The following is a 19,803-nucleotide window of genomic DNA, read 5'->3' as shown; positions in this document are numbered from 1 at the left end:
CGCTTCGCTCAAGGTGACGTAGCCTCACGATGTATCTCGTCGTCGAACAACTGCTGAATGGCCTGCAATTCGGCCTGCTGCTCTTCCTGCTGGCGGCCGGCCTCACGCTGGTGTTCGGCATCATGGACTTCGTCAACCTGGCGCATGGCTCGCTCTACATGATGGGCGCCTATTTCGCGGCGACCTTCGTGGCCTGGACCGGCAGCTTCGTGCTCGGTGCGCTGCTGGCGCTCGGCGCCACGCTGCTGCTCGGCGTCGCGCTGGAATACGTCGCGCTCAGGCATCTCTATGGCCGCGACCATCTCGACCAGGTGCTGGCGACGTTCGGCCTGATCCTGTTCTTCAACGATGCCGTGCGGCTGATCTGGGGCCCGGCCGGCCTCGCGCTGCCACTGCCGGCCTGGCTCACCGTGCCGGTGCAGATCGTTCCCGGGGTGTATTACCCGGCCTACCGGCTGATGATCATCGTGGTCGCGCTGGCGGTTGCGGCCTTGCTCTATCTCGTCGTGATGCGCACCCGCGTTGGCATGCTGATCCGCGCCGGTGCTTCCAATCGCGAGATGATCGGGGCGCTCGGCATCAACATCAAGCTGCTGTTCACGCTGGTGTTCGGCCTGGGGGCCGCGCTCGCCGGCCTCGCCGGGCTGATGCAGGCGCCGATCCTCACCGTGCAGATCGGCATGGGCGAGAACATCCTGATCCTCGCCTTCGTCATCATCGTGATCGGCGGCATCGGCTCGATCCGCGGTGCGTTCATGGCCGCGCTCTTCGTCGGCATCATCGACACGATGGGACGCGCCTTCCTGCCCGACCTGCTGCGCAAGGTCCTGAGCGGGGCGGCCGCTTCGACCGCGGCGCCGGCGCTGTCCTCGATGCTGATCTACCTCCTGATGGCCATCATCCTCGTATTGCGGCCCGAGGGGCTGTTCCCGGCGGCCAAACGATGATGCCCAAGCTCAACGCCTCCAATGCGGTCGCGGCGCTGCTGTGCGCCGCCCTGCTCCTGCTGCCGGCCTATTCGGCCGTCACCGGCAACATCTTCATCCTCACGCTGTTCACCCGCATCGTGATCTTCGCGCTGGCCGCGGCGAGCCTCAATCTGATCATGGGCTATGGCGGCATGATGAGCTTCGGCCACGCCGCCTATCTCGGCATCGGTGGCTATGCCGTCGGCATCCTCGCCGCCGAGGGCATCGGCTCCGGTTTCATCCAGTGGCCGGTGGCGCTCGTCGTCTCGGCGCTGTTCGCGCTGGTGATCGGCGCGCTCAGCCTGCGCACCCGCGGCGTCTATTTCATCATGATCACGCTGGCCTTCGCGCAGATGGCCTATTACATCGCCTCCGGCCTGTCGCGTTACGGCGGCGACGACGGGCTCACCGTCTACAAGCGCAGCGACTTCGCCGGCCTGATCAACCTGTCGGATCGCAACCAGTTCTATTATCTGTGCCTGGCCTGCCTGTTCGGCGGCCTCTATCTGATCTGGCGCATCGTCAATTCGCGCTTCGGGCTCGTGGTGCAGGGCGTCCGCTCCAACGAGCAGCGCATGCAGGCGATCGGCTTCCATGCCAACCGCTATCGGCTGGTCTGCTTCGTGATATCAGGTACGATCTGCGGGCTTGCCGGCGCACTGCTCGCCAACAATACCGATTTCGTCAGCCCGGCCGTGATGTACTGGACGCGTTCCGGCGACCTGATGGTGATGGTGATCCTGGGCGGCATGGGCACGCTGTTCGGCCCCGTGGTCGGCGCGATCGTCTATCTGCTGCTGGAGGAACTGCTGTCGCAGTTTACCGAATTCTCGGGCCTGATCCTCGGCCCGGTGCTGCTGTTGATCGTGCTGTTCGCGCGCGGCGGCATCATGGGGCTGCTCGGGAGGATGCGCCGTGGCTGAACCCTTGTTGCGTGTCGACAATCTGGTGCGCCGCTATGGCGGCATCACCGCGACCGACAACCTTTCGATGGAGGTGGTGCCGGGCGAGCTGCACGCCATCATCGGCCCCAACGGCGCCGGCAAGACCACGCTGATCAGCCAGTTGACAGGCCAGGTGATGCCGAATTCCGGCACCATCCGCTTCGCCGGCCGCGACGTCACGGGCTTGCCGTCCTACAAGCGCTCGAGGCTCGGGCTGGCGCGCTCGTTCCAGATCACCTCGCTGCTCAAGGACTTCTCGGCGATCGACAATGTCGCGCTGGCGGCGCAGGCGCATGACGGCCACTCGTTCCGCTTCTGGGGCAATGCGCGCAAGGAGACGCGTCTGCGCGAGGCCGCGCGCGCCGCGCTGGAGCGGGTCGGCCTCGGCAAGCGCGCCGATATCGTGGTCTCGCAATTGAGCCATGGCGAGCAGCGCGAGCTGGAGCTTGCGGTTGCGCTTGCCACCAAGCCGCAGCTTCTGCTGCTGGACGAGCCGATGGCCGGGCTCGGCGTCACCGAGTCGGCGCGGATGGTCGCGCTGCTCAAGGAGCTGCGCAAGGAAGTCACCATCGTGCTGGTCGAGCACGACATGGAGGCGGTGTTCGCGCTGGCCGACCGCATCACGGTGCTGGTCTATGGCCGCGTCATCGCCTGCGACGTGCCGGACGCGATCCGCAAGCACGAAGAGGTCAAGCGCGCCTATCTCGGCGAGCAGCATGCGGTGACGCGCCATGTCTGACACTTTGCTCGACGTCGATGGGATCGAGACCTGCTACGGGCTGAGCCAGGTGCTGTTCGGCATGTCGTTGCAGATCAAGGTCGGCGAGATGGTTGCCCTGATGGGACGCAACGGCATGGGCAAGACCACGACCATCCGCTCGATCATGGGCCTGACGCCAGCGCGATCAGGCGCCATCCGCTTCGCCGGCGAGGCGGTGCGCGGCCTGCCGTCCTACAAAATTGCAAAACTTGGCATCGGCCTGGTGCCGGAAGGCCGTCAGATCTTCCCGAACCTGACGGTGCGCGAGAATCTCGTCGCCGCCTCAGGCAATCGCCTCGGTGCCTCCGATCCCTGGACCATCGACAAGATCCATGCGCTGTTTCCGCGGCTCGCCGAGCGCACCAGCAATATGGGCGTCACGCTGTCCGGCGGCGAGCAGCAGATGCTCGCGATCGGCCGCGCACTGATGACCAATCCGCGGCTGCTGATCCTCGACGAAGCGACCGAGGGCCTAGCACCCCTGATCCGCGACGAGATCTGGAGCTGCCTGTCGATGCTGAAGGGGCGCGGCCAATCGGTGCTGGTGATCGACAAGAACGTCGGCAACCTCGCCCGCATCGCCGACCGCCACTACATCATCGAGCGCGGCAAGACGGTGTGGAGCGGCACCAGCGAGCAGCTGCTCGCCGAGCCGGACCTGCAGCACAAGTATCTCGGGATTTGAAGCAGAGCCTCCTCCACGTCTTGGTTGTCAAACGGCGGTTGACTGCCACTTCCGGTAGCGGACCACTCATATTGACTGTACAGTGACTAAATCACGGGTAGTGAGCGATTGTGCGCTCGCGCCGTTCGATCCAGCGCAGCCGTGCCATGAATTCTGAATCAAGATCATACTCGCATGTATCATTCTGGAGATGGGCGCTGTTGCTGCTCATTGCTCTCACGTTCCTTCCAGAAATCGTCGTCCTCGCAACCTCGGCTGTCGCAAAGCTGAAGGGCTGTCAGGCGGGCAGCAACGTGACGTGCGAGATCGGGCCGAGTTCGGCCGGCGAGATTATCCGCAGCGCACTGGAGGCCGGGTCCTTTGTAGGCCTCCGGTTCAGCGATGGCTTGGCGGCGATTTGGCTGACGTTGGGGTTTTTCCTGATCTGGAAAGGCTGGATGCGTCTCTCGAGCCGATTGTTGCTGGGGCTTGCCATCAGCCTGGTCTGCGCCTTCGTACCCTATTTCGGGCCGATGCTATCGATCGGATCCCTGGTCAATCCGAACTGCAATCCCAATGAGGGCGGTGTCGGTCCCTGCATGATCTATGGCGGAAATATCGGCGTCGTCGCCCACGATACCGTACGACTGGCGTGGCGGATCGCCGACGGCGCACCGATAGCTCTGGGCATTTTCGGCATCTATGCGATCGCTGTCATTGGCGTTCAACTGATCTCGAGGCGAGTTGCACCCCCGCCGCGCGGGTAGCGTCGCTCCTGCTTGATTCACGGGGCATATTGTCAGCCGCTGGTTGCTGTGCTTTGATACACGCATAGATTGCCAATTTATTTTCCGGAGGAAGCCGCCATGCGATCCAACCCGGTTTGGTCGATATTGAAGCTCGTCGCAATCGCGATACCCCTGGTAGCGGCGAATGTTGGTCCTGCGACGGCCCAGTCCGACGGACGCTATATTCAAGCTTCATTCGTCTATAACTACGCAAGATACTACGCTCCCTATGCGATCCAAGCGTCTGCGGCCTACCTGCCTCTCGACGAGTTCAATGCCCGGCGCGCAACGCAGGATGCCGATGGCTACGGCGCGGATGTGAACTACGCCGTTCAGACGATATTCCCGGATGAAAAAGTGAAGCCGCGGGCGCGGGAAGCCTTCAAGCGGTGGCGATATCAGTTCGGAAGTGACAGCTATCTCACCTGCATCGATCCGACTGACGCTGACTGCCTCGCCGCTTACAACAACCGAGGCTGGAGTTTCAGTGGCGGCCCGGCTTTCCAGGTCTGGGCTCGCGCGCGCTCGGCAAAGGTCGCCAGCGGGGCCTGCAGCGAAGTCAGCATTGCATTTCGCGGAACGGTTGGAACGTCGCTTGGCGATTGGCTCTCCAACGCGGACCGGTTCGGTTCTCCCTATGATGACTACTATCATCAGCTGCGCCGCAATGTGGACGCCATCATCAAGTCGGTCCAGAATCTCGATTGCTACAAGCGAGCCGCCGTCAAGCCGCAGATCGTTTCGACTGGGCACTCTCTTGGCGGCGGCCTCGCGCAGCTCGCCGCTCTGGCCACCAAGTTGAAGGGGCCGCGAATATCGAAGGTCTTCGCGTTCGATCCTTCCCCGGTCACCGGAGCGCATCTGGTCGACCAGTCACTGCGGGAATCGAATGCTGACGGCCTGACAATCGACAGGATCTACCAGGAAGGCGAAGTCCTGTCCTATGTACGCAGTGCGGCCCAGCAATATCCGTCCGCAAAGTCGAAGTGCAATCCGTATGTCCGAACCGTCAAGGTCGACGCACTGCCACCCGGTAGCCCGATTCAGCTTCATGGCATGACTGGCATGTCCACCCAGCTGGTGCAGCTGTCCTACAATGGCGAAACGCAGCTTGCCTATGAAGCACCGCCAGGGGGCTGCAGGGACATCAGATATCGTGCTCCGGCCACTGACCAGGACGAAGTGCTGGTTTCCAGCGTTTCGCAGCGCCAGACGCTGCTGGCGGCAGTGCGCAAGAAGCTGCGCGGCGGAAGCCAGCTTGCCGGATCGAGCTCGCTCGGAAGGCAGTGGACACAAGCCCTTCAGCGCGCGAATTCTCGTGAAGTCTTCGCCCAGGTTGGAGGCGCTGTTGCCTTCGAACCTCTACAAAGAGCGGAGTAAGCGGATAGCTTAACCTCAAAACATCTCGAAATATTCGCGGTGCTCCCAGTCCGATACCTCGGCCTGGAAGCGCTCGATCTCGGCGTTCTTGATGAAGACGTAATAGTCCACGAACTCCGGCCCCAACGCGCCGCGGAAGAACGGATCGTCGTTGAGCGCGAACACCGCTTCGCGCAGCGACTTCGGCAGCAGCGCGGCCTTGGTCTCGTAGGGCGTGTCGGCGGATGGACCGGGATCGAGCTTGCGGTCGACGCCGTCGAGGCCGGAGAGAATTTGCGAGGCCATGTAGAGATAGGGGTTGGCGGCGGGCTCGCCGATCCGGTTCTCCAGCCGTGTCGCCGGATCATTCGCTCCGCCGAGCACGCGGATCATGACGCCGCGGTTGTCGCGGCCCCAGATCGCGCGGTCCGGTGCCAGCGAGTAGGAGCGGTAGCGCTTGTAGCCGTTGATGGTCGGCGTCGTGAACACGGTCGAGGCCCGCGCGTGCTCGAGCAGGCCAGCGAGCCAGGCGCGGCCGAGCGGGCTCAAGGGCTCGCCGGTCTCCTTTCCAGTTTCCTTGGCCATGAAGGCGTTCTCGCCACCGGTGCGCGACACCAGCGACTGGTGCAGATGCCAGCCGCTGGCAAAAATGTTCGGCAGCTTCGGCCGGCACATGAAGGTCGCGTGATAGCCGTGGCGGCGCGCGATCTGCTTCACCGCCGAACGGAACAGCACCATGGTGTCGGCAGGGGCAAGGCCCACAGTGGGCGCGAAGGTGAATTCGCACTGGCTCGGGCCGAACTCGACCTCGACCGTGCGCAGCGGCAGCCCGAGCGCGAGGATGTCGCGGCGGATGATCTCGAGCGCCGGCTCCATCTGATCGTAGCGCTGCTCGGTGAGATACTGATAGCCGTGCGATAGCAGGCTGACCGACGGCGGCCGTCCGGGCTGGCCGGCATCCTCCGGCGCCATGTGCGTGTCGTCGAGCTTGAACAGATGAAACTCGACCTCGAGGCCGGCGACGAAATCGTAGCCGCGGTGTCCGAGCTGATCGAGCACCTTGCGATAGAGGTTGCGGGTCGCGAACGGCACCGGGCGGCCGTCGCTGAAATAGAGATCGCACAGCACCCAGCCGGTATTCTCGGCCCAGGGCAGCACGCGGAACGTGGTGGGGTCGGCGACCATCAGCACGTCGGCTGCGCCTTCCATTTCCTTCATGCCGAAGCCGCCGCCGGCGGTGAAGACGGGAAACACCGTCTTGTGCGAGGTGTCTTTGGCGAGCATCGTCGTGGTGATCGAGCAGCCGCCCTCGAGCGAGCGCACGGCTTCGCTGGCGATCAGCGTCTTGCCGCGCAGGATGCCGTGCTGGTCGGGGAACGACAGCCTGATGACCTCGAGGTTCCTCTCCTCGACGATGCGGCGGAGGCGGTGCGCGGCCTCCTTCTGCTCGTCCGACCACAGGCCGTGACGCTCGACGAAGCTCAAGGTGTCACTCCTTTGCTTCTTCCTCTCCCCGCAGGCGGGGTGAGGTGAAGGATACAGTGCGGCGTCACCGGAGCCATCATCACTCCGCCGCCGTCAGATGCTGCACCTTGCCGGCGATCTCGCGCGGCACGGGGGCGGCCCACGGCGCGCCGCGGCGGCGCTTGACGTCGACCTCCATCCAGTAGAGCTCCCAGCCCAGCGTCGGCCCGATGCCGTCCATCGTCGCCGGGCCCTGGATGCTGCGCGCGGAGGCCTCGTCGAGGAACAGCATCGGTTTCTCGCCGCCGCCGACCTTCTCGATCTCTTGCCGCAGCAGGCGGCGATACTGCACGATCGCCTTGTCGCTCTGGCCGAGATGCTCGTTGGTGCGGTCCTGGATCGCGCCCATCGATTCCACGGCCCACTGGTCGTGGACGTTGATGTCGCTGCCCATGCCGGTATAGGTCGCGCTCGCCTGCTCGTGCGGATCGAACCCGTAGTCGTTGCTGCGGTTCTTGCGCGACTTGTAGTCGGGCAGCGTATAGAGCTCGAGCCGCTGGTCGCGCATCTTCTGCTTGTCGACCGGCGCGGCGTAGCTGGTGAAGATCGCATACCAGTAGCAGTTCTCGTCGTCGACCGGCACGTGCCATTGCGTGATGGTCATCTCGGTCGACATCGGAATCACGAAGCCGTGCGGGAATAGCTGATTTGTCACCCGTACATGGGTGCGCTCGTTGTCGAGCTCGCGCAGCGCGATCAGGCGCAGGCCGTATTCGGTGTGCTCGACATTGATGATCGGGCGGTCATATTCGCGCAGGATTTTGGTCATCGGCATGTCGGAGCCGGCGGACGCGCCGCGGAATTGCTTGCCATAGGCCGCCGAAGTGTCCTCGTCCTCGAAGAAGCGATGCAGGAAGGAGGCGTGCGCCGGATCGATGCCGACCTCGAGCGCCTGCAGCCAGTTGCAGTTCATGTGGCCCTTGAACGCAAACGTATGCGTGCCGGGGGCAACGAAGCAGTCGAGCTCGGGGAAGGCCGGCGGTTCGCCTTCGCCGAGATACGCCCACAGGATGCCGCTCTTCTCGACCACGGGATAGGAGCGCTGCTTGATGCCCTTGCAGAGCTTCGAACCGGCGGGCTCGGCCGGCGTCTCGATGCACTGGCCCGACGTGTCGAACAGCCAGCCGTGGAAGGCGCAGCGCAGCCCGCCATTCTCGAGCCGGCCGAAGGCGAGGTCGGCGCCGCGATGCGCGCAGTGGCGATCGATCAGCCCGTAGCTGCCGTCCTCGCCGCGAAACAGCACCAGGTTTTCGCCGAGCAGGCGCACCGGCCGTACCGGGCGCGGGCCGTCCAGTTCGTCGACCAGCGCCGCCGGCTGCCAGTACATCCGCATCAGCTTTCCGCAGGGCTCCTTAGCCCCGGTGCGGGTGATCAGATCGTTCGCTTCCTGGCTCATCATGGCGGCGTCTCCCGGATTTGGATTTGTTCGCCTATTGAACGAATGTGCGAATTATGCCATGTCTGGTTCCGACAGCAAGCCCAATTTTTGAACCATTCAAATCATGCCCAAGCTGAAGCGGACCGACCAGGACGAGCGCGCCACCGACTTCGTCGAGGCGCTGGATCGCGGGCTTCGCCTGCTGCAGGTGTTCGGCACCGTCACCGGTCCGGCGACGCTGAGCGACCTCGCGCGTGCCGCCGATCTGCCGCGCGCCACCGCGCGCCGCATCCTGTTCACCTTGGCGCATGGCGGTTTTGTCACCACCGACGGCAAGCTGTTCACGCTGACCCCGCATGTGCTGACCTTGGCGGGCTCGTTCCTGCAATCCAACCAGGTGGTGACGGTGCTGCAGCCGGTGCTCGACCGAATCGCCTCCGCAGCGCAGGAGATTGCTTCGCTCGCGCTGCTCGACGGCGACGACGTCGTGTTCGTGGCGCGCTCCAGCCCGACGCGGGTGTTCTCCGCCGGTCTCGACATCGGCTACCGGCTGCCGGCGTTCTGCACCTCGGTCGGCCGCGCCATGCTCGGCCGGCTCGATGATGCCGAGCTTGCGGCGCGGCTGAAGGCGATGCGCCGCGATGCCGTGACGCCGCAGACCGTCACCGATCCGAAAAAACTGCTCGCGACGATCATCGCCGACCGCGCGCAGGGCTACTCGCTGGTCGACCGCGAGGCCGAGCCGCATTTCCGCTCGATCTCGGTGCCGGTGCGCCGCTACGACGGCACCATCGTCGCCGCCATCAACATGGGCGCGCATGTCGATCGCGTGCCGGCGGCTCAGATGATCGGAAGTTTTCTGCCGCAGTTGCGCGAGGCGGCAACTTCCGTCAAGCCGATGCTGCTGTGAGCGAGAAATGGCGGATGATGTTCCGGGCGGTCACTTCCGCAGAAGCCGTCCCTGTGTCGAGCGTGAGGCAATCGGCACGCGGCACGGCCGTGAAGTCGTAACTGTCGAGAAATCTGATCAGGTTCTCGCCTGACGTGATCTTGCGCCTTTCAATCCGATCGGGATTGTCGACCCTGCGCAGCGCCTCTTGCCTTGAGCAATGAAGGAACACCGGGAGCAGTTCACCGCCGTGCCGGTGTACGATCTCCTCAAACTTGCCGAACTGCTCGCGATCCTCAGGCTCGGCGTAGCAGAACGTCGTGACCAGCAGGGGGATGCTGTGTTCGGCCGCGGCGTCGAGCGCCGAATACCTGATCTGATGGACCAGCTCCCAAAATCCCGGGGCGCCAAAGTCGAAGATTGTACGCGCGAAATCAATCGCCGCGTGGTTGTCCATCAGCCGTCCCGGCATCATCCGGAGCAGCGCCTTGGCGACGGTGAGCTTGCCGGGTGAGCCGTGGAAGAACAGCAACTTCATGTGCAATTATTGGCTGAAAGGCGCTCGCGGAGCAACTAAGGCTGTACTTGCTGCTGCGCATCCGGCGTTTGACGCCGGTTTATCAGCTCATCCGAGCTACAGCGCCACGCTGCGCAGCCCGAACGAGCGCGCCTCGTTCTGCAGCACCGGCCGAACGGAATCGATCAGCCGCGCCGCGGCTGCATCGACCGATAGCCCGGCGGTGTCCACCACTGCCGACGCGCGGGCATAGAGCGGCTCGCGGCTGACCAAAATATTGCGCAGCTCGGCCATCGCCGAGCGGTCGTCGGCCATCGGGCGCAGATCGCCCTGGCGGCGGACGCGGGCCATGTGCTCTTCCGGCTCGGCCTTCAGCCAGATCGTGTAGAACGACGACAGGATCAAATCGAAGGTCAGCGCCTCCGAGACGATGCCGCCGCCGGTCGCCAGCACCATCAACTCCTTGCGCGCGAGCAGCTGCGTCAGCGCGGCCTGCTCCATGCGGCGAAAGCCTTCCTGGCCGTACAGCGCGATGATCTCGGCGACCGAGAGCCCGTTCTGCGCCTCGATCTCCTTGTTGAGCTCGACAAAGCTCCAGCCGATCTTCTTCGCCAGCATCCGCCCGAGCGTGGTCTTGCCGGCGCCGCGCAGGCCGATCAGCGCGATGCCGGAGAAAGAGGCGCGGCGTGGCGCCAGCGGGCTGCTGCCGGCGAGCATGTCCTTGGCCTGCGCGATCTGGCTCGGCGACGCCTTGCGCAGGAGATCTCGGATCACCGCCCAATCGGGCACCGGCTCGCTCGAGGGGATCAGGTCCTCGAGATGCGCGCCCATCGCGCCTGCGACACGGCGCAGCAGCACGATCGAGACATTGCCTTTGCCGCTCTCCAGCTGGGCGATGTAGCGTTCGGAAATGCCGGAGACTTTTGCGAGCACCTTGCGCGACATGCCGGCCAGGCCGCGCGTGGTGCGCACCCGCTGGCCGAGCTGTTCGAGGAAGTCGGTTTCCGGATCGTTGGCTGCGGTCATGATCCCTGTGCGACGCGCGGTCCTGGCTGAATCAGGCCGTTAGTCTAGGAAACATAATGCCGATAAAGATTGACAGCAAGCCGAGCTGGTGGCCTTGTATGAATTATAATTCTTAAATTCACAGGAGAGGGAAGCGTGGCGCGTCTGGGTCCCAAGCAAGGTCCGGGGAGCGGGGCATGACTTATAACGCAGTCTCCTGGCTGCTCGACCGCAACGTCGATGAGGGTCGCGGCGACAAGGTCGTGTTCGACGACACGGCCTCGCAAATCACCTACGGCCAGTTGCAGCAGCAGACCCGGCGGGTCGGCAACATGCTGCGCCGGCTCGGCGTCCGCCGCGAAGAGCGGGTCGCCATGATCATGCTGGACACGGTCGATTTCCCGATCGTGTTCCTGGGCGCGATCCGCGCCGGCGTGGTGCCGGTGCCGCTCAACACGCTGCTGACCGCGGAGCAATACGCCTACATCCTCGGCGACTGCCGCGCGCGCGTGCTGTTCGTGTCGGAGGCGCTGCTACCGGTCGTGAAGGACATCGTCGCGCGCATGCCCGACCTCGCGCATGTCGTGGTCTCCGGCAAGGACGCGCACGGCCACGCCAAGCTCTCCGACGAGATCGCGCGCGAGAGCGACGTGTTCGCGACCGCACCGACCCACGCCGACGAGCCGGCGTTCTGGCTCTATTCGTCGGGCTCGACCGGCATGCCGAAGGGCGTGCGCCATCTGCATTCCAATCTCGCCGCGACCGCGGAAACCTACGCAAAGCAGGTGCTCGGCATCCGCGAGGACGATGTCGGCCTGTCGGCGGCAAAGCTGTTCTTCGCCTATGGGCTCGGCAATGCGCTGACCTTCCCGATGTCGGTCGGCGCCACCACCGTGTTGAATTCGGAGCGGCCGACACCGGCTGTGATGTTCGCGCTGATGAACAAATATCACCCCAGCATCTTCTTCGGCGTGCCGACCTTGTTCGCGGCGATGCTGAACGACGAGGCGACCAAGACGCAAAGCGGCGGCGATCGCCTGCGCGTCTGCACCTCGGCCGGCGAGGCGCTGCCGGAATCGGTCGGCAATGCCTGGCGCGCGCGGTTCGGCGTCGACATCCTCGACGGCGTCGGCTCGACCGAGCTGCTGCACATCTTCCTGTCGAACGCGCCCGGCGACATCAAATACGGCTCGTCCGGCCGTCCGGTGCCCGGCTACAAGGTGCGGCTGGTCAACGAGGCCGGCGCCGACGTCGCCGATGGCGAGGTCGGCGAATTGCTGGTCGATGCGCCCTCGGCCGGCGAGAGCTACTGGAACCAACGCGCCAAGAGCCGCGCCACTTTCGAGGGCGCGTGGACCCGCACCGGCGACAAATACACGCGTGATGCCGATGGCCGTTACACTTTCTGCGGCCGCGCCGACGACATGTTCAAGGTGTCAGGCATCTGGGTCTCGCCGTTCGAGGTCGAGAGCGCGCTGATCACCCATCCCGCGGTGCTGGAAGCCGCCGTCGTGCCGGAAGCCGATCCGGAAGGTCTGCTCAAGCCGAAGGCCTATGTGGTGCTGCGGCCCGAGAGCTCGGCCGAAGGCTTGCACGAGGCGCTGAAGGAGCACGTCAAGCAGAAGATCGGCCCGTGGAAATATCCGCGCTGGATCGACGTGGTCGACAACCTGCCGAAGACCGCGACGGGGAAGATCCAGCGGTTCAAGTTGCGCGACGGTGCGCAATAACTCTCCACATGTCATCCCGGCGACGGCCGGGACCCATACGCCGCGGCGATTGTTTTGAGAGATGCAGTTCGACGGCTTTTGCGCAACAACTGAAGCCTGTGGTTATGGGTCCCGGCCTTCGCCGGGACGACGATTGAGGAAGGCCCCATCATGACAAACTTGAATCCATCAGGCTTCCTCACCATCGACGGCGCCGATCTCGAATACCGCATGATCGGTCCGTCACCCGAGTCAGCGCCGACCATCGTGATGCTGCATGAAGGCCTCGGCTGCGTCGGCCTGTGGGGCGACTTCCCCGAGAAGCTGCGAGCTGCGACCGGCGCCGGCGTGTTCGCCTATTCGCGCGCGGGTTATGGCGCGTCGTCGCCGGCGAAGCTGCCGCGCCCGGTCGACTACATGCATCGCGAGGCGCTCGACGTGCTGCCGCAGCTGCTGAATCGGATCGGCTTCCAACGTGGCCTGCTGCTCGGACATTCCGACGGTGCGTCGATCGCGGCGATCTATGCCGGCGCGCACCAGGATCATCGCCTGCAAGGCCTCGCGCTGCTCGCGCCGCACTTCATCGTCGAGGACATCTCGGTCAAGTCGATCGCCGAGATCAAGACCGCATACGAGACCACCAATCTGAAGGAGAAGCTGGCGCGCTGGCACAAGGATGTCGACAACGCCTTCTACGGCTGGAACGGCGCCTGGCTCGATCCGGCATTCCGCGATTGGGATATCTCCGACTATCTCGCCTATATCCGCGTGCCCGTGCTGATCGTGCAGGGTGCGGACGATCAATACGGCACGATGCGCCAGGTCGAGATCGCCGAGGCCGAGTGCTACTGCCCGGTCGATGTCACAGCGATCGCAGGTGCCGGTCACTCGCCGCATCGCGAGGCGCCGGCGGTGACGCTGGACGCGGTCACCGAATTCGCCAAGGCGGCGCTGCGCGACGACCCGGCGCTGGCGGCCTGACATTTCCTGCCGGTGTTAGGCCATTGGCCCAGCAAGTGATTTTCCCAAACATGAAACAAAATGCATGTTTTTGCGGTTTGAACTGGACTAGGTCAAAAACATGCATTATTGTGCATGAAGGCAAGACGAACCATCGCAACGAACAACAGGTAAGGGTGGCCCATGGCTGGTGACGATCGCGTCCTTGCAGGCGGGGCGAAGTACATCGACTTCCAGACCGAGCCGTCGCGCTACCGGCACTGGAAGCTCGACGTCGCGGGCGACGTCGCGACGCTGACCATGGACGTCGACGAGAACGCCGGCCTGTTCGAGGGCTATCAGCTCAAGCTCAATTCCTACGATCTCGGTGTCGACATCGAGCTGGCGGATGCCGTGCAGCGACTGCGCTTCGAGCATCCCGAGGTCAAGGTCGTGGTGATGCGCTCGGGCAAGAACCGCGTGTTCTGCGCCGGTGCCAACATCCGCATGCTGGCGGGCTCGACCCACGCCCACAAGGTCAACTTCTGCAAGTTCACCAACGAGACCCGCAACGGCCTGGAAGATTCCAGCGAGAATTCCGGCCAGAGCTTCATCACCGTCGTCAACGGCACCGCAGCCGGCGGCGGCTATGAGCTGGCGCTCGCGACCGATCACATCATGATGGCCGACGACGGCGCCGCCGCGGTCGCGCTGCCGGAAGTGCCGCTGCTCGCGGTGCTGCCGGGCACCGGCGGCCTCACCCGCGTCGTCGACAAGCGCAAGGTGCGCCGCGACCACGCCGATTTCTTCTGCACCATCGAGGAAGGCATCAAGGGCAAGCGCGCGGTGCAATGGCGGCTGGTCGACGAGATCGCGCCGAACTCCAAGCTCGAGGGCAAGCTCGCCGAGCGCGTCAAGGAATTCGCCGCGAAGTCGAAGCGCAACGGAGCGGGCAAGGGCCTAGCGCTGACGCCGTTGGAGCGCACCATCGACGACAGCGCGATCCTCTACGGCTTCGTCAGCGTCGACATCGATCGCGCCGCGCGCATCGCCACCATCTCGATCAAGGCGCCGGAGGCTGCGGCTCCCGCCGACATCGACGGCATGGTCGGGCAGGGCGCTGCGTTCTGGCCGCTGCAGGTCGCCCGCGAGCTCGACGACGCGATCCTGCATCTGCGCATCAATGAGCTCGGTATCGCGATGCTGGTGTTCAAGAGCCATGGCGACCGCGCCAACGTCGTGTCCCATGACGCGTTCCTGGAGGCCAACAAGGCGCATTGGCTGGTCAACGAGATCAGGCATTACTGGAAGCGCGTGCTCAAGCGCATCGACGTCACCTCGCGCACGCTGGTGACGCTGGTAGAGCCCGGCTCCTGCTTCGTCGGTACGCTCGCCGAGCTCGTGTTCGCCGCCGACCGCTCCTACATGCTGATCGGCCAGAAGCAGGGCGACAACCGTCCGCCGCCGGCGATCGAGCTGACCGCGATGAATTTCGGGCCCTATCCGATGAGCCACGGCCTGACGCGCTTGCAATCGCGCTTCCAGGCCGACCCAATGGACCTGGAGCGCGCGCAGGCCGCGATCGGCAAGGCGCTCGACGCCGAGGAGGCCGAGGAGCTCGGCCTCGTCACCTTCGCGCTCGACGATATCGATTGGGATGACGAGGTCCGCGTGTTCTTCGAGGAACGCACCTCGTTCTCGCCCGACGGCCTCACCGGCATGGAAGCCAATCTGCGCTTCGTCGGTCCCGAGACCATGGAATCGAAGATCTTCTCGCGCCTCACCGCGGCCCAACGCAGTCGGCGAAGACGGCGCGCTGCGCCGCTACGGCACCGGCCAGAAGGCGCAATTCGACATGACGCGAGTTTAAGGGAGCACGGCCATGAACATGAACATCATGAACGTCGATTACTCGACCAAGATTCCGAACAATGTGAATCTCGCCGAAGACCGCCAGGTGCTGAAGGCGCTGGAAGGCTGGCATCCCGGCTACATGGACTGGTGGAAGGACATGGGCCCGGACGGCTTCCAGGAGTCGCTGGTCTATCTGCGTACCGCCTATTCGGTCGATCCGCGCGGCTGGGCCAAGTTCGACTACGTGCGGATGCCCGAATATCGCTGGGGCATTCTGCTTGCTCCCCAGGAGGAAAACCGCGTCATTCCGTTCGGCGAAGATTACGGCAAGCCGGCCTGGCAGGAAGTCCCCGGTGAGCATCGCGCGATGCTGCGCCGCCTGATCGTGATCCAGGGCGACACCGAGCCGGCCTCGGTCGAGCAGCAGCGCCATCTCGGCAAGACCGCGCCCTCGCTCTACGATATGCGCAATCTGTTCCAGGTCAATGTCGAGGAAGGCCGCCATCTCTGGGCGATGGTCTACCTGCTGCAGAAGTATTTCGGTCGCGACGGCCGTGAGGAAGCGGATGATTTGCTCCGCCGCCGCTCGGGCGATGCGGATTCACCGCGCATGCTCGGCGCCTTCAACGAGGCGACACCGGACTGGCTGTCGTTCTTTATGTTCACCTACTTCACCGACCGCGACGGCAAGATGCAGCTGCATTCGCTGGCACAGTCGGGCTTCGATCCGCTGTCGCGCACCTGCCGCTTCATGCTGACCGAGGAAGCTCACCACATGTTCGTCGGAGAGACCGGCATCACCCGGGTCGTGCAGCGCACCTGCGATGCGATGAACGAAGCCGGCATCACCGATCCGAACGACATCGCCAGGATCCGCGCGCTCGGCGTCATCGACCTGCCGACCATCCAGAAGAAGCTGAACCTGCACTATTCGCTGTCGCTCGATCTGTTCGGCTCCGAAGTGTCGACCAACGCGGCCAACGCCTTCAATGCCGGCATCAAGGGGCGCTACAAGGAAACCACGATCGAGGACGACCACCAGCTCAAGAACTCGACCTATCCGGTCATGAAGATGGTGGACGGCCAGATCAAGATGGTCGACGAGCCGGCGCTGACCGCGCTCAACATGCGGCTGCGCGACGATTACACGCAGGATTGCGTCAAGGGCATGCTGCGCTGGAACAAGGTGATCTCGACCGCGGGCATCGACTACAAGCTCCAGGTGCCGAACACCGCCTTCCACCGCCAGATCGGCGAGTTCAAGGACGTCCATGCGACGCCCGATGGCCTCCTGATCGACGACGCGACCTGGGCGAGCCGCAAGAACGACTGGCTGCCGTCGGCCGCGGACGGCGACTTCATCGCCTCGCTGATGAAGCCGGTCACCGAACCCGGCGAGTTCGCCTCCTGGATCTCGGCGCCCAAGGTCGGCATCGACAACAAGCCGGGCGATTTCGAGTATGTGAGGATCGAGAGCTGATCTTCAGCTCCTCTCCTCCCGGAGGGGCGGAAAGGGGTGAGCCGAACAAGGTCCTGGCTCGCCCCTTTTCTTTTTCGGCCAGATGCCGGTATGAAGCCGGCCTCAATCGTCATTTGCAAGTTCGTCGGGCCACATCTGCGCGCCGTGGAGCACGCGCAAGATGCGAACAGTCTCACTGTCGACAAGGTACGCCGCGACATAAGGTGTGCGCGGGATGACCAGCTCGCGCGTGCCTGCGACGCGCCCGGACCGACCACTGTCAGGAAAGTCGAGCAGGCGCCGCGCGGCATCGGCAATCCGCTCGTCAACATGAACCGCGGCAAGTGGGTTCTCGGCTTCGATGTAACTGAAAATATCGTCGCGATCGGACAATGCGAAGCGCGACCAGACGAGTTTCACCGCTTGCGCTCCGCCGCTTTTCGAAGCGCGGCGGCACGACGTTGCGCGAAATGCGTTTCAACTTCGGAATCATCGAGGCTGGGCCGGGTATCCGCCAGGGCCTGGCGCACCTTCTCGCGAAACCAGCCGTCGTAAGCGTGGCTGCTGCTTACGAGTTCCAGTGGAAGCATGCCTTCATTGGCCGTCCGCGTCAGCAGGATCCGCACGGCGTCGGACACCGTGAGGCCCATGTTCTCTAGAACCGCAGTGGCCTTTTCCTTTACGCCCGCATCAATGCGGGTTTGGATCAGGGCATTCGACGCCATAGCGCCCCCTCCTTGTTTGCAGTCAATGTAATGCATTTGAATGACAAATGCCAGAGGTGTCACAACCTGTGGCCAGAGCTGAGCACGGCGGCTAATTCGGCCCCGCCTCTCGGCGGGTCCATTGCCCCGCATGATCAAAGAAGGGCGCCACGCTACCAGCGAGGCGCCCCTTATCACCGTCCCGCTGACCGGCGCGGGAATGCCTGATGCTTGTGAGAGCCGCGGCTGCTACCCCGCGATCTCCAGTCCGGCGGTCGCGTAGACCACGCCGCCATCGACCGCGATGGTGTTGCCGACCACATAGTCGCCGGCGCGGGAGGCGAGATAGATCGCGGTGCCCGCCATATCCTCGTCGCTGCCGACCCGCCGCGACGGGACGCGCTGCGCGACCTCGTCGGCATGGTCGCGCGCGGCGCGGTTCATGTCCGACTTGAAGGCGCCCGGCGCGATCGCGGTGACGTTGATGTTGTCCTTGATCAGCCGCGTTGCCATCCGGCGCGTCAGGTGGATCACCGCGGCTTTGCTCGCGGCATACGAGTAGGTCTCCATCGGGTTGACGAAGATGCCGTCGATCGAGGCGATGTTGATCACCTTGCCGGGCTTGTCGTGCGTCGCTGCCGCGCGCAGCGGCTTGGCCAGCGCCTTGGTCAGGAAGAAGATCGACTTGACGTTGAGGTTCATCACCTTGTCCCAGCCGCTCTCCGGGAATTCGTCGAAGTCCGCGCCCCAGGCCGCGCCGGCATTGTTGACCAGGATGTCGAGCTTCGGCTCGCGCTTGATGATCTCGCCGGCGAGCTTGTCGCAGCCTTCGACCGTCGAGATATCGATCGGCAGCGCGATGCATTCGCCGTCATAGGCGGCTGTGAGCTCCTGGGCGGTGGCCTCGCAGGGACCTGCCTTGCGCGCGGTGATGTAGACCCTGGCGGCGCCCTGCGCCAGGAAGCCGGCCGCTATCATCTTGCCGATGCCGCGCGATCCTCCGGTCACCAGCGCGACGCGGCCCTTCAGTGAAAACAGATCCTTGAACATGCGTTCCTCCATTGCGTTGCCAGTGGTTCTGGGCGCGGCCGGGGATCGAGTCAAGGAAGGAGAGCGTCTGTAGCCGGGCTACATGTGCAGGCTCTACGCCGCATCGATCCGGCGAAAACCATTCCATACCGCGGTGGCAGCGCCCGAGGTGAGCACCGGCAACAGCCGCGCGTCCTGGTAATTGCCGTTCAGCGAGACCCGCTGCAAGGCGGTCAGATGGTCGGCGCTTTCGGGAAACAGCATGCCCGGCCGGGTCGTCACCGCGGTCCGGAAGCCGATCGATTTGGCGAGCGCGAATTCGCGCGGCCCGGCGGCGATCCGGTCGCCATAGGGATAGGCGAGATGTGCGACTTGCCGCTGCAATGCTTCCTCGATCCGCGCCCGGCTGGTCGCAAGCTCGAACGATGCGATGGTCTCGCTCTGCTTGGCGAGGTTGCAATGGCTGATGGTGTGGGCGCCGATCGTGACCAGCGGATCGGCGGCAAAGCCGCGCAGCTCGTCCCAGGACATGCAGAGCTCGCGCGCGATGCCCGCCTCGTCGACGCCGTGGCGGGCGCACAGCGCCGAGATCGCGTCCTGCATCTCCGTCTCGCCCGGCAGCGAGCGCAGCCAGTCATGCATGCGGCCGAACGCGGCCCGCTTGGCCTGCGGCGTCGCGGTGTCGAGCCGGGTCATCGCGCCGTCGATCGGCACCTCGATCGCCGATGCCGCCGCGATCACCCGCTCCAGTGCGATCCACCACAATTTGCCGCAGCCCTCGGCGAAATCGCTCGCGACAAACACCGTGAACGGCGCGCCGAACTGGCGCATGACAGGCAGCGCGAAATCGCGGTTGTCGCGATAGCCGTCGTCGCAGGTGAAGCAGGCGAAGCGCCGCGCGAAATTCCGTTCGGTGAGGCGGCGATGCGCCTCATCCATGCTGACGACGTCGACGTCGAGCGCGCGCAGATGCGTCAGCATCGCGCGCAGGAAGTCCGGCGTGACCTCGAGATGATGGTTGGGCTGGAACGCGTCGGCACGCCGCGGGCGGACATGATGCAGCATGAAGATGGCGCCGACGCCCGCGAAAATCGGCCGCAGCAGGATATGCGCACCCGAAAAATACAACGCCTCCATCCCGGCTCGGATCACGGTGTTGCGGAGTTGTTTCATGAGGGCACGGGCCGGCCGATTTGCATTCCGCCGCAAACTTAGCGAAAGACCACTGAAGAAACTGTTATCCCGATATCCGACATGGTGCCCCGCCTTGGTTCCGGATTTGGGGTTTGACAGTCAGCCAAGGGTTTGTTTTC

Annotated in this window: 18 protein-coding genes and 1 pseudogene; 11 read left to right on the top strand and 8 right to left on the bottom strand. The window is 64.3% G+C overall.

Annotated features, from left to right (window positions below):
* Window positions 1-29 precede the first annotated feature (29 nt).
* The 6 genes from JQ507_30025 (at window position 30) to JQ507_30000 (ending at window position 5,504) form a co-directional block, all read left to right on the top strand.
* On the top strand, window positions 30-947 hold the full coding sequence (locus JQ507_30025) for a branched-chain amino acid ABC transporter permease (GenBank protein ID QRI69072.1): 918 nt from the start codon (window positions 30-32) through the stop codon (window positions 945-947).
* The gene (locus JQ507_30020; protein ID QRI69071.1) at window positions 944-1,891 is read left to right on the top strand and encodes a branched-chain amino acid ABC transporter permease; all 948 of its coding nucleotides are present in this window, start codon (window positions 944-946) and stop codon (window positions 1,889-1,891) included. The genes JQ507_30025 and JQ507_30020 overlap by 4 nt, the downstream gene beginning before the upstream one ends.
* Entirely contained in the window at window positions 1,884-2,651 is a 768-nt protein-coding gene (locus tag JQ507_30015; protein ID QRI69070.1) for an ABC transporter ATP-binding protein, read from the top strand. Before JQ507_30020 ends, JQ507_30015 begins: the two co-directional genes overlap by 8 nt.
* Window positions 2,644-3,357, top strand: a complete 714-nt coding sequence (locus JQ507_30010; GenBank protein ID QRI69069.1) for an ABC transporter ATP-binding protein — start codon at window positions 2,644-2,646, stop codon at window positions 3,355-3,357. Before JQ507_30015 ends, JQ507_30010 begins: the two co-directional genes overlap by 8 nt.
* A 200-nt stretch (window positions 3,358-3,557) precedes the next feature.
* Window positions 3,558-4,103 carry a hypothetical protein gene (locus tag JQ507_30005; protein QRI69068.1) on the top strand — a complete coding sequence of 182 codons (546 nt, stop codon included), beginning with the start codon at window positions 3,558-3,560 and terminating at the stop codon, window positions 4,101-4,103.
* A gap of 99 nt (window positions 4,104-4,202) precedes the next feature.
* On the top strand, window positions 4,203-5,504 hold the full coding sequence (locus tag JQ507_30000; GenBank protein QRI69067.1) for a DUF2974 domain-containing protein: 1,302 nt from the start codon (window positions 4,203-4,205) through the stop codon (window positions 5,502-5,504).
* Window positions 5,505-5,519: 15 nt separating this feature from the next.
* On the opposite strand, the gene JQ507_29995 is transcribed toward JQ507_30000, so the two are convergent.
* Together JQ507_29995 and JQ507_29990 are read right to left on the bottom strand one after the other, a co-directional pair.
* Window positions 5,520-6,968, bottom strand: a complete 1,449-nt coding sequence (locus JQ507_29995; GenBank protein ID QRI69066.1) for a glutamine synthetase — start codon at window positions 6,966-6,968, stop codon at window positions 5,520-5,522.
* Between the two features lie 79 nt (window positions 6,969-7,047).
* A complete protein-coding gene (locus JQ507_29990; protein ID QRI69065.1) occupies window positions 7,048-8,406 on the bottom strand; it encodes an aromatic ring-hydroxylating dioxygenase subunit alpha in 1,359 nt (452 codons plus the stop codon).
* A gap of 103 nt (window positions 8,407-8,509) precedes the next feature.
* On the opposite strand from JQ507_29990, the gene JQ507_29985 reads away from it, so the two are divergent.
* On the top strand, window positions 8,510-9,295 hold the full coding sequence (locus tag JQ507_29985; GenBank protein ID QRI69064.1) for a helix-turn-helix domain-containing protein: 786 nt from the start codon (window positions 8,510-8,512) through the stop codon (window positions 9,293-9,295).
* On the opposite strand, the gene JQ507_29980 is transcribed toward JQ507_29985, so the two are convergent.
* Together JQ507_29980 and JQ507_29975 are read right to left on the bottom strand one after the other, a co-directional pair.
* Window positions 9,276-9,812 (bottom strand): hypothetical protein, encoded by a 537-nt coding sequence (locus JQ507_29980; protein QRI69063.1) that lies wholly within the window; start codon window positions 9,810-9,812, stop codon window positions 9,276-9,278. The genes JQ507_29985 and JQ507_29980 overlap by 20 nt on opposite strands.
* Window positions 9,813-9,908: 96 nt before the next feature.
* The gene (locus tag JQ507_29975) at window positions 9,909-10,817 is read right to left on the bottom strand and encodes a helix-turn-helix transcriptional regulator (protein ID QRI69062.1); all 909 of its coding nucleotides are present in this window, start codon (window positions 10,815-10,817) and stop codon (window positions 9,909-9,911) included.
* Window positions 10,818-10,993: 176 nt separating this feature from the next.
* Between JQ507_29975 and JQ507_29970 the strand changes: the two genes are divergently transcribed.
* From JQ507_29970 to boxB, 4 genes and pseudogenes are all read left to right on the top strand, one after another.
* Window positions 10,994-12,526: a benzoate-CoA ligase family protein gene (locus tag JQ507_29970; GenBank protein QRI69061.1), complete on the top strand. Its 1,533-nt coding sequence runs from the start codon at window positions 10,994-10,996 to the stop codon at window positions 12,524-12,526.
* A 150-nt stretch (window positions 12,527-12,676) separates the two neighbouring features.
* On the top strand, window positions 12,677-13,486 hold the full coding sequence (locus JQ507_29965) for an alpha/beta hydrolase (protein ID QRI69060.1): 810 nt from the start codon (window positions 12,677-12,679) through the stop codon (window positions 13,484-13,486).
* A 162-nt stretch (window positions 13,487-13,648) separates the two neighbouring features.
* Window positions 13,649-15,314 (top strand): annotated as a pseudogene (locus tag JQ507_29960) (benzoyl-CoA-dihydrodiol lyase).
* Between the two features lie 12 nt (window positions 15,315-15,326).
* The gene (boxB, locus tag JQ507_29955; protein ID QRI69059.1) at window positions 15,327-16,778 is read left to right on the top strand and encodes a benzoyl-CoA 2,3-epoxidase subunit BoxB; all 1,452 of its coding nucleotides are present in this window, start codon (window positions 15,327-15,329) and stop codon (window positions 16,776-16,778) included.
* A 102-nt stretch (window positions 16,779-16,880) separates the two neighbouring features.
* On the opposite strand, the gene JQ507_29950 is transcribed toward boxB, so the two are convergent.
* The 4 genes from JQ507_29950 to JQ507_29935 form a co-directional block, all read right to left on the bottom strand.
* Window positions 16,881-17,177: a type II toxin-antitoxin system mRNA interferase toxin, RelE/StbE family gene (locus JQ507_29950; GenBank protein QRI69058.1), complete on the bottom strand. Its 297-nt coding sequence runs from the start codon at window positions 17,175-17,177 to the stop codon at window positions 16,881-16,883.
* Entirely contained in the window at window positions 17,174-17,482 is a 309-nt protein-coding gene (locus JQ507_29945; protein QRI69057.1) for a type II toxin-antitoxin system RelB/DinJ family antitoxin, read from the bottom strand. The genes JQ507_29950 and JQ507_29945 overlap by 4 nt, the downstream gene beginning before the upstream one ends.
* 228 nt (window positions 17,483-17,710) lie before the next feature.
* Complete coding sequence (locus tag JQ507_29940) at window positions 17,711-18,511, bottom strand: SDR family oxidoreductase (protein ID QRI69056.1); 801 nt, start codon at window positions 18,509-18,511, stop codon at window positions 17,711-17,713.
* Between the two features lie 93 nt (window positions 18,512-18,604).
* The gene (locus JQ507_29935) at window positions 18,605-19,663 is read right to left on the bottom strand and encodes a polysaccharide deacetylase family protein (GenBank protein ID QRI69055.1); all 1,059 of its coding nucleotides are present in this window, start codon (window positions 19,661-19,663) and stop codon (window positions 18,605-18,607) included.
* Window positions 19,664-19,803 lie beyond the last annotated feature (140 nt).

Source organism: Bradyrhizobium sp. PSBB068 (genome assembly GCA_016839165.1).
Taxonomy (GTDB): domain Bacteria; phylum Pseudomonadota; class Alphaproteobacteria; order Rhizobiales; family Xanthobacteraceae; genus Bradyrhizobium.
This window is presented reverse-complemented; position numbering and strand designations above follow the sequence as displayed.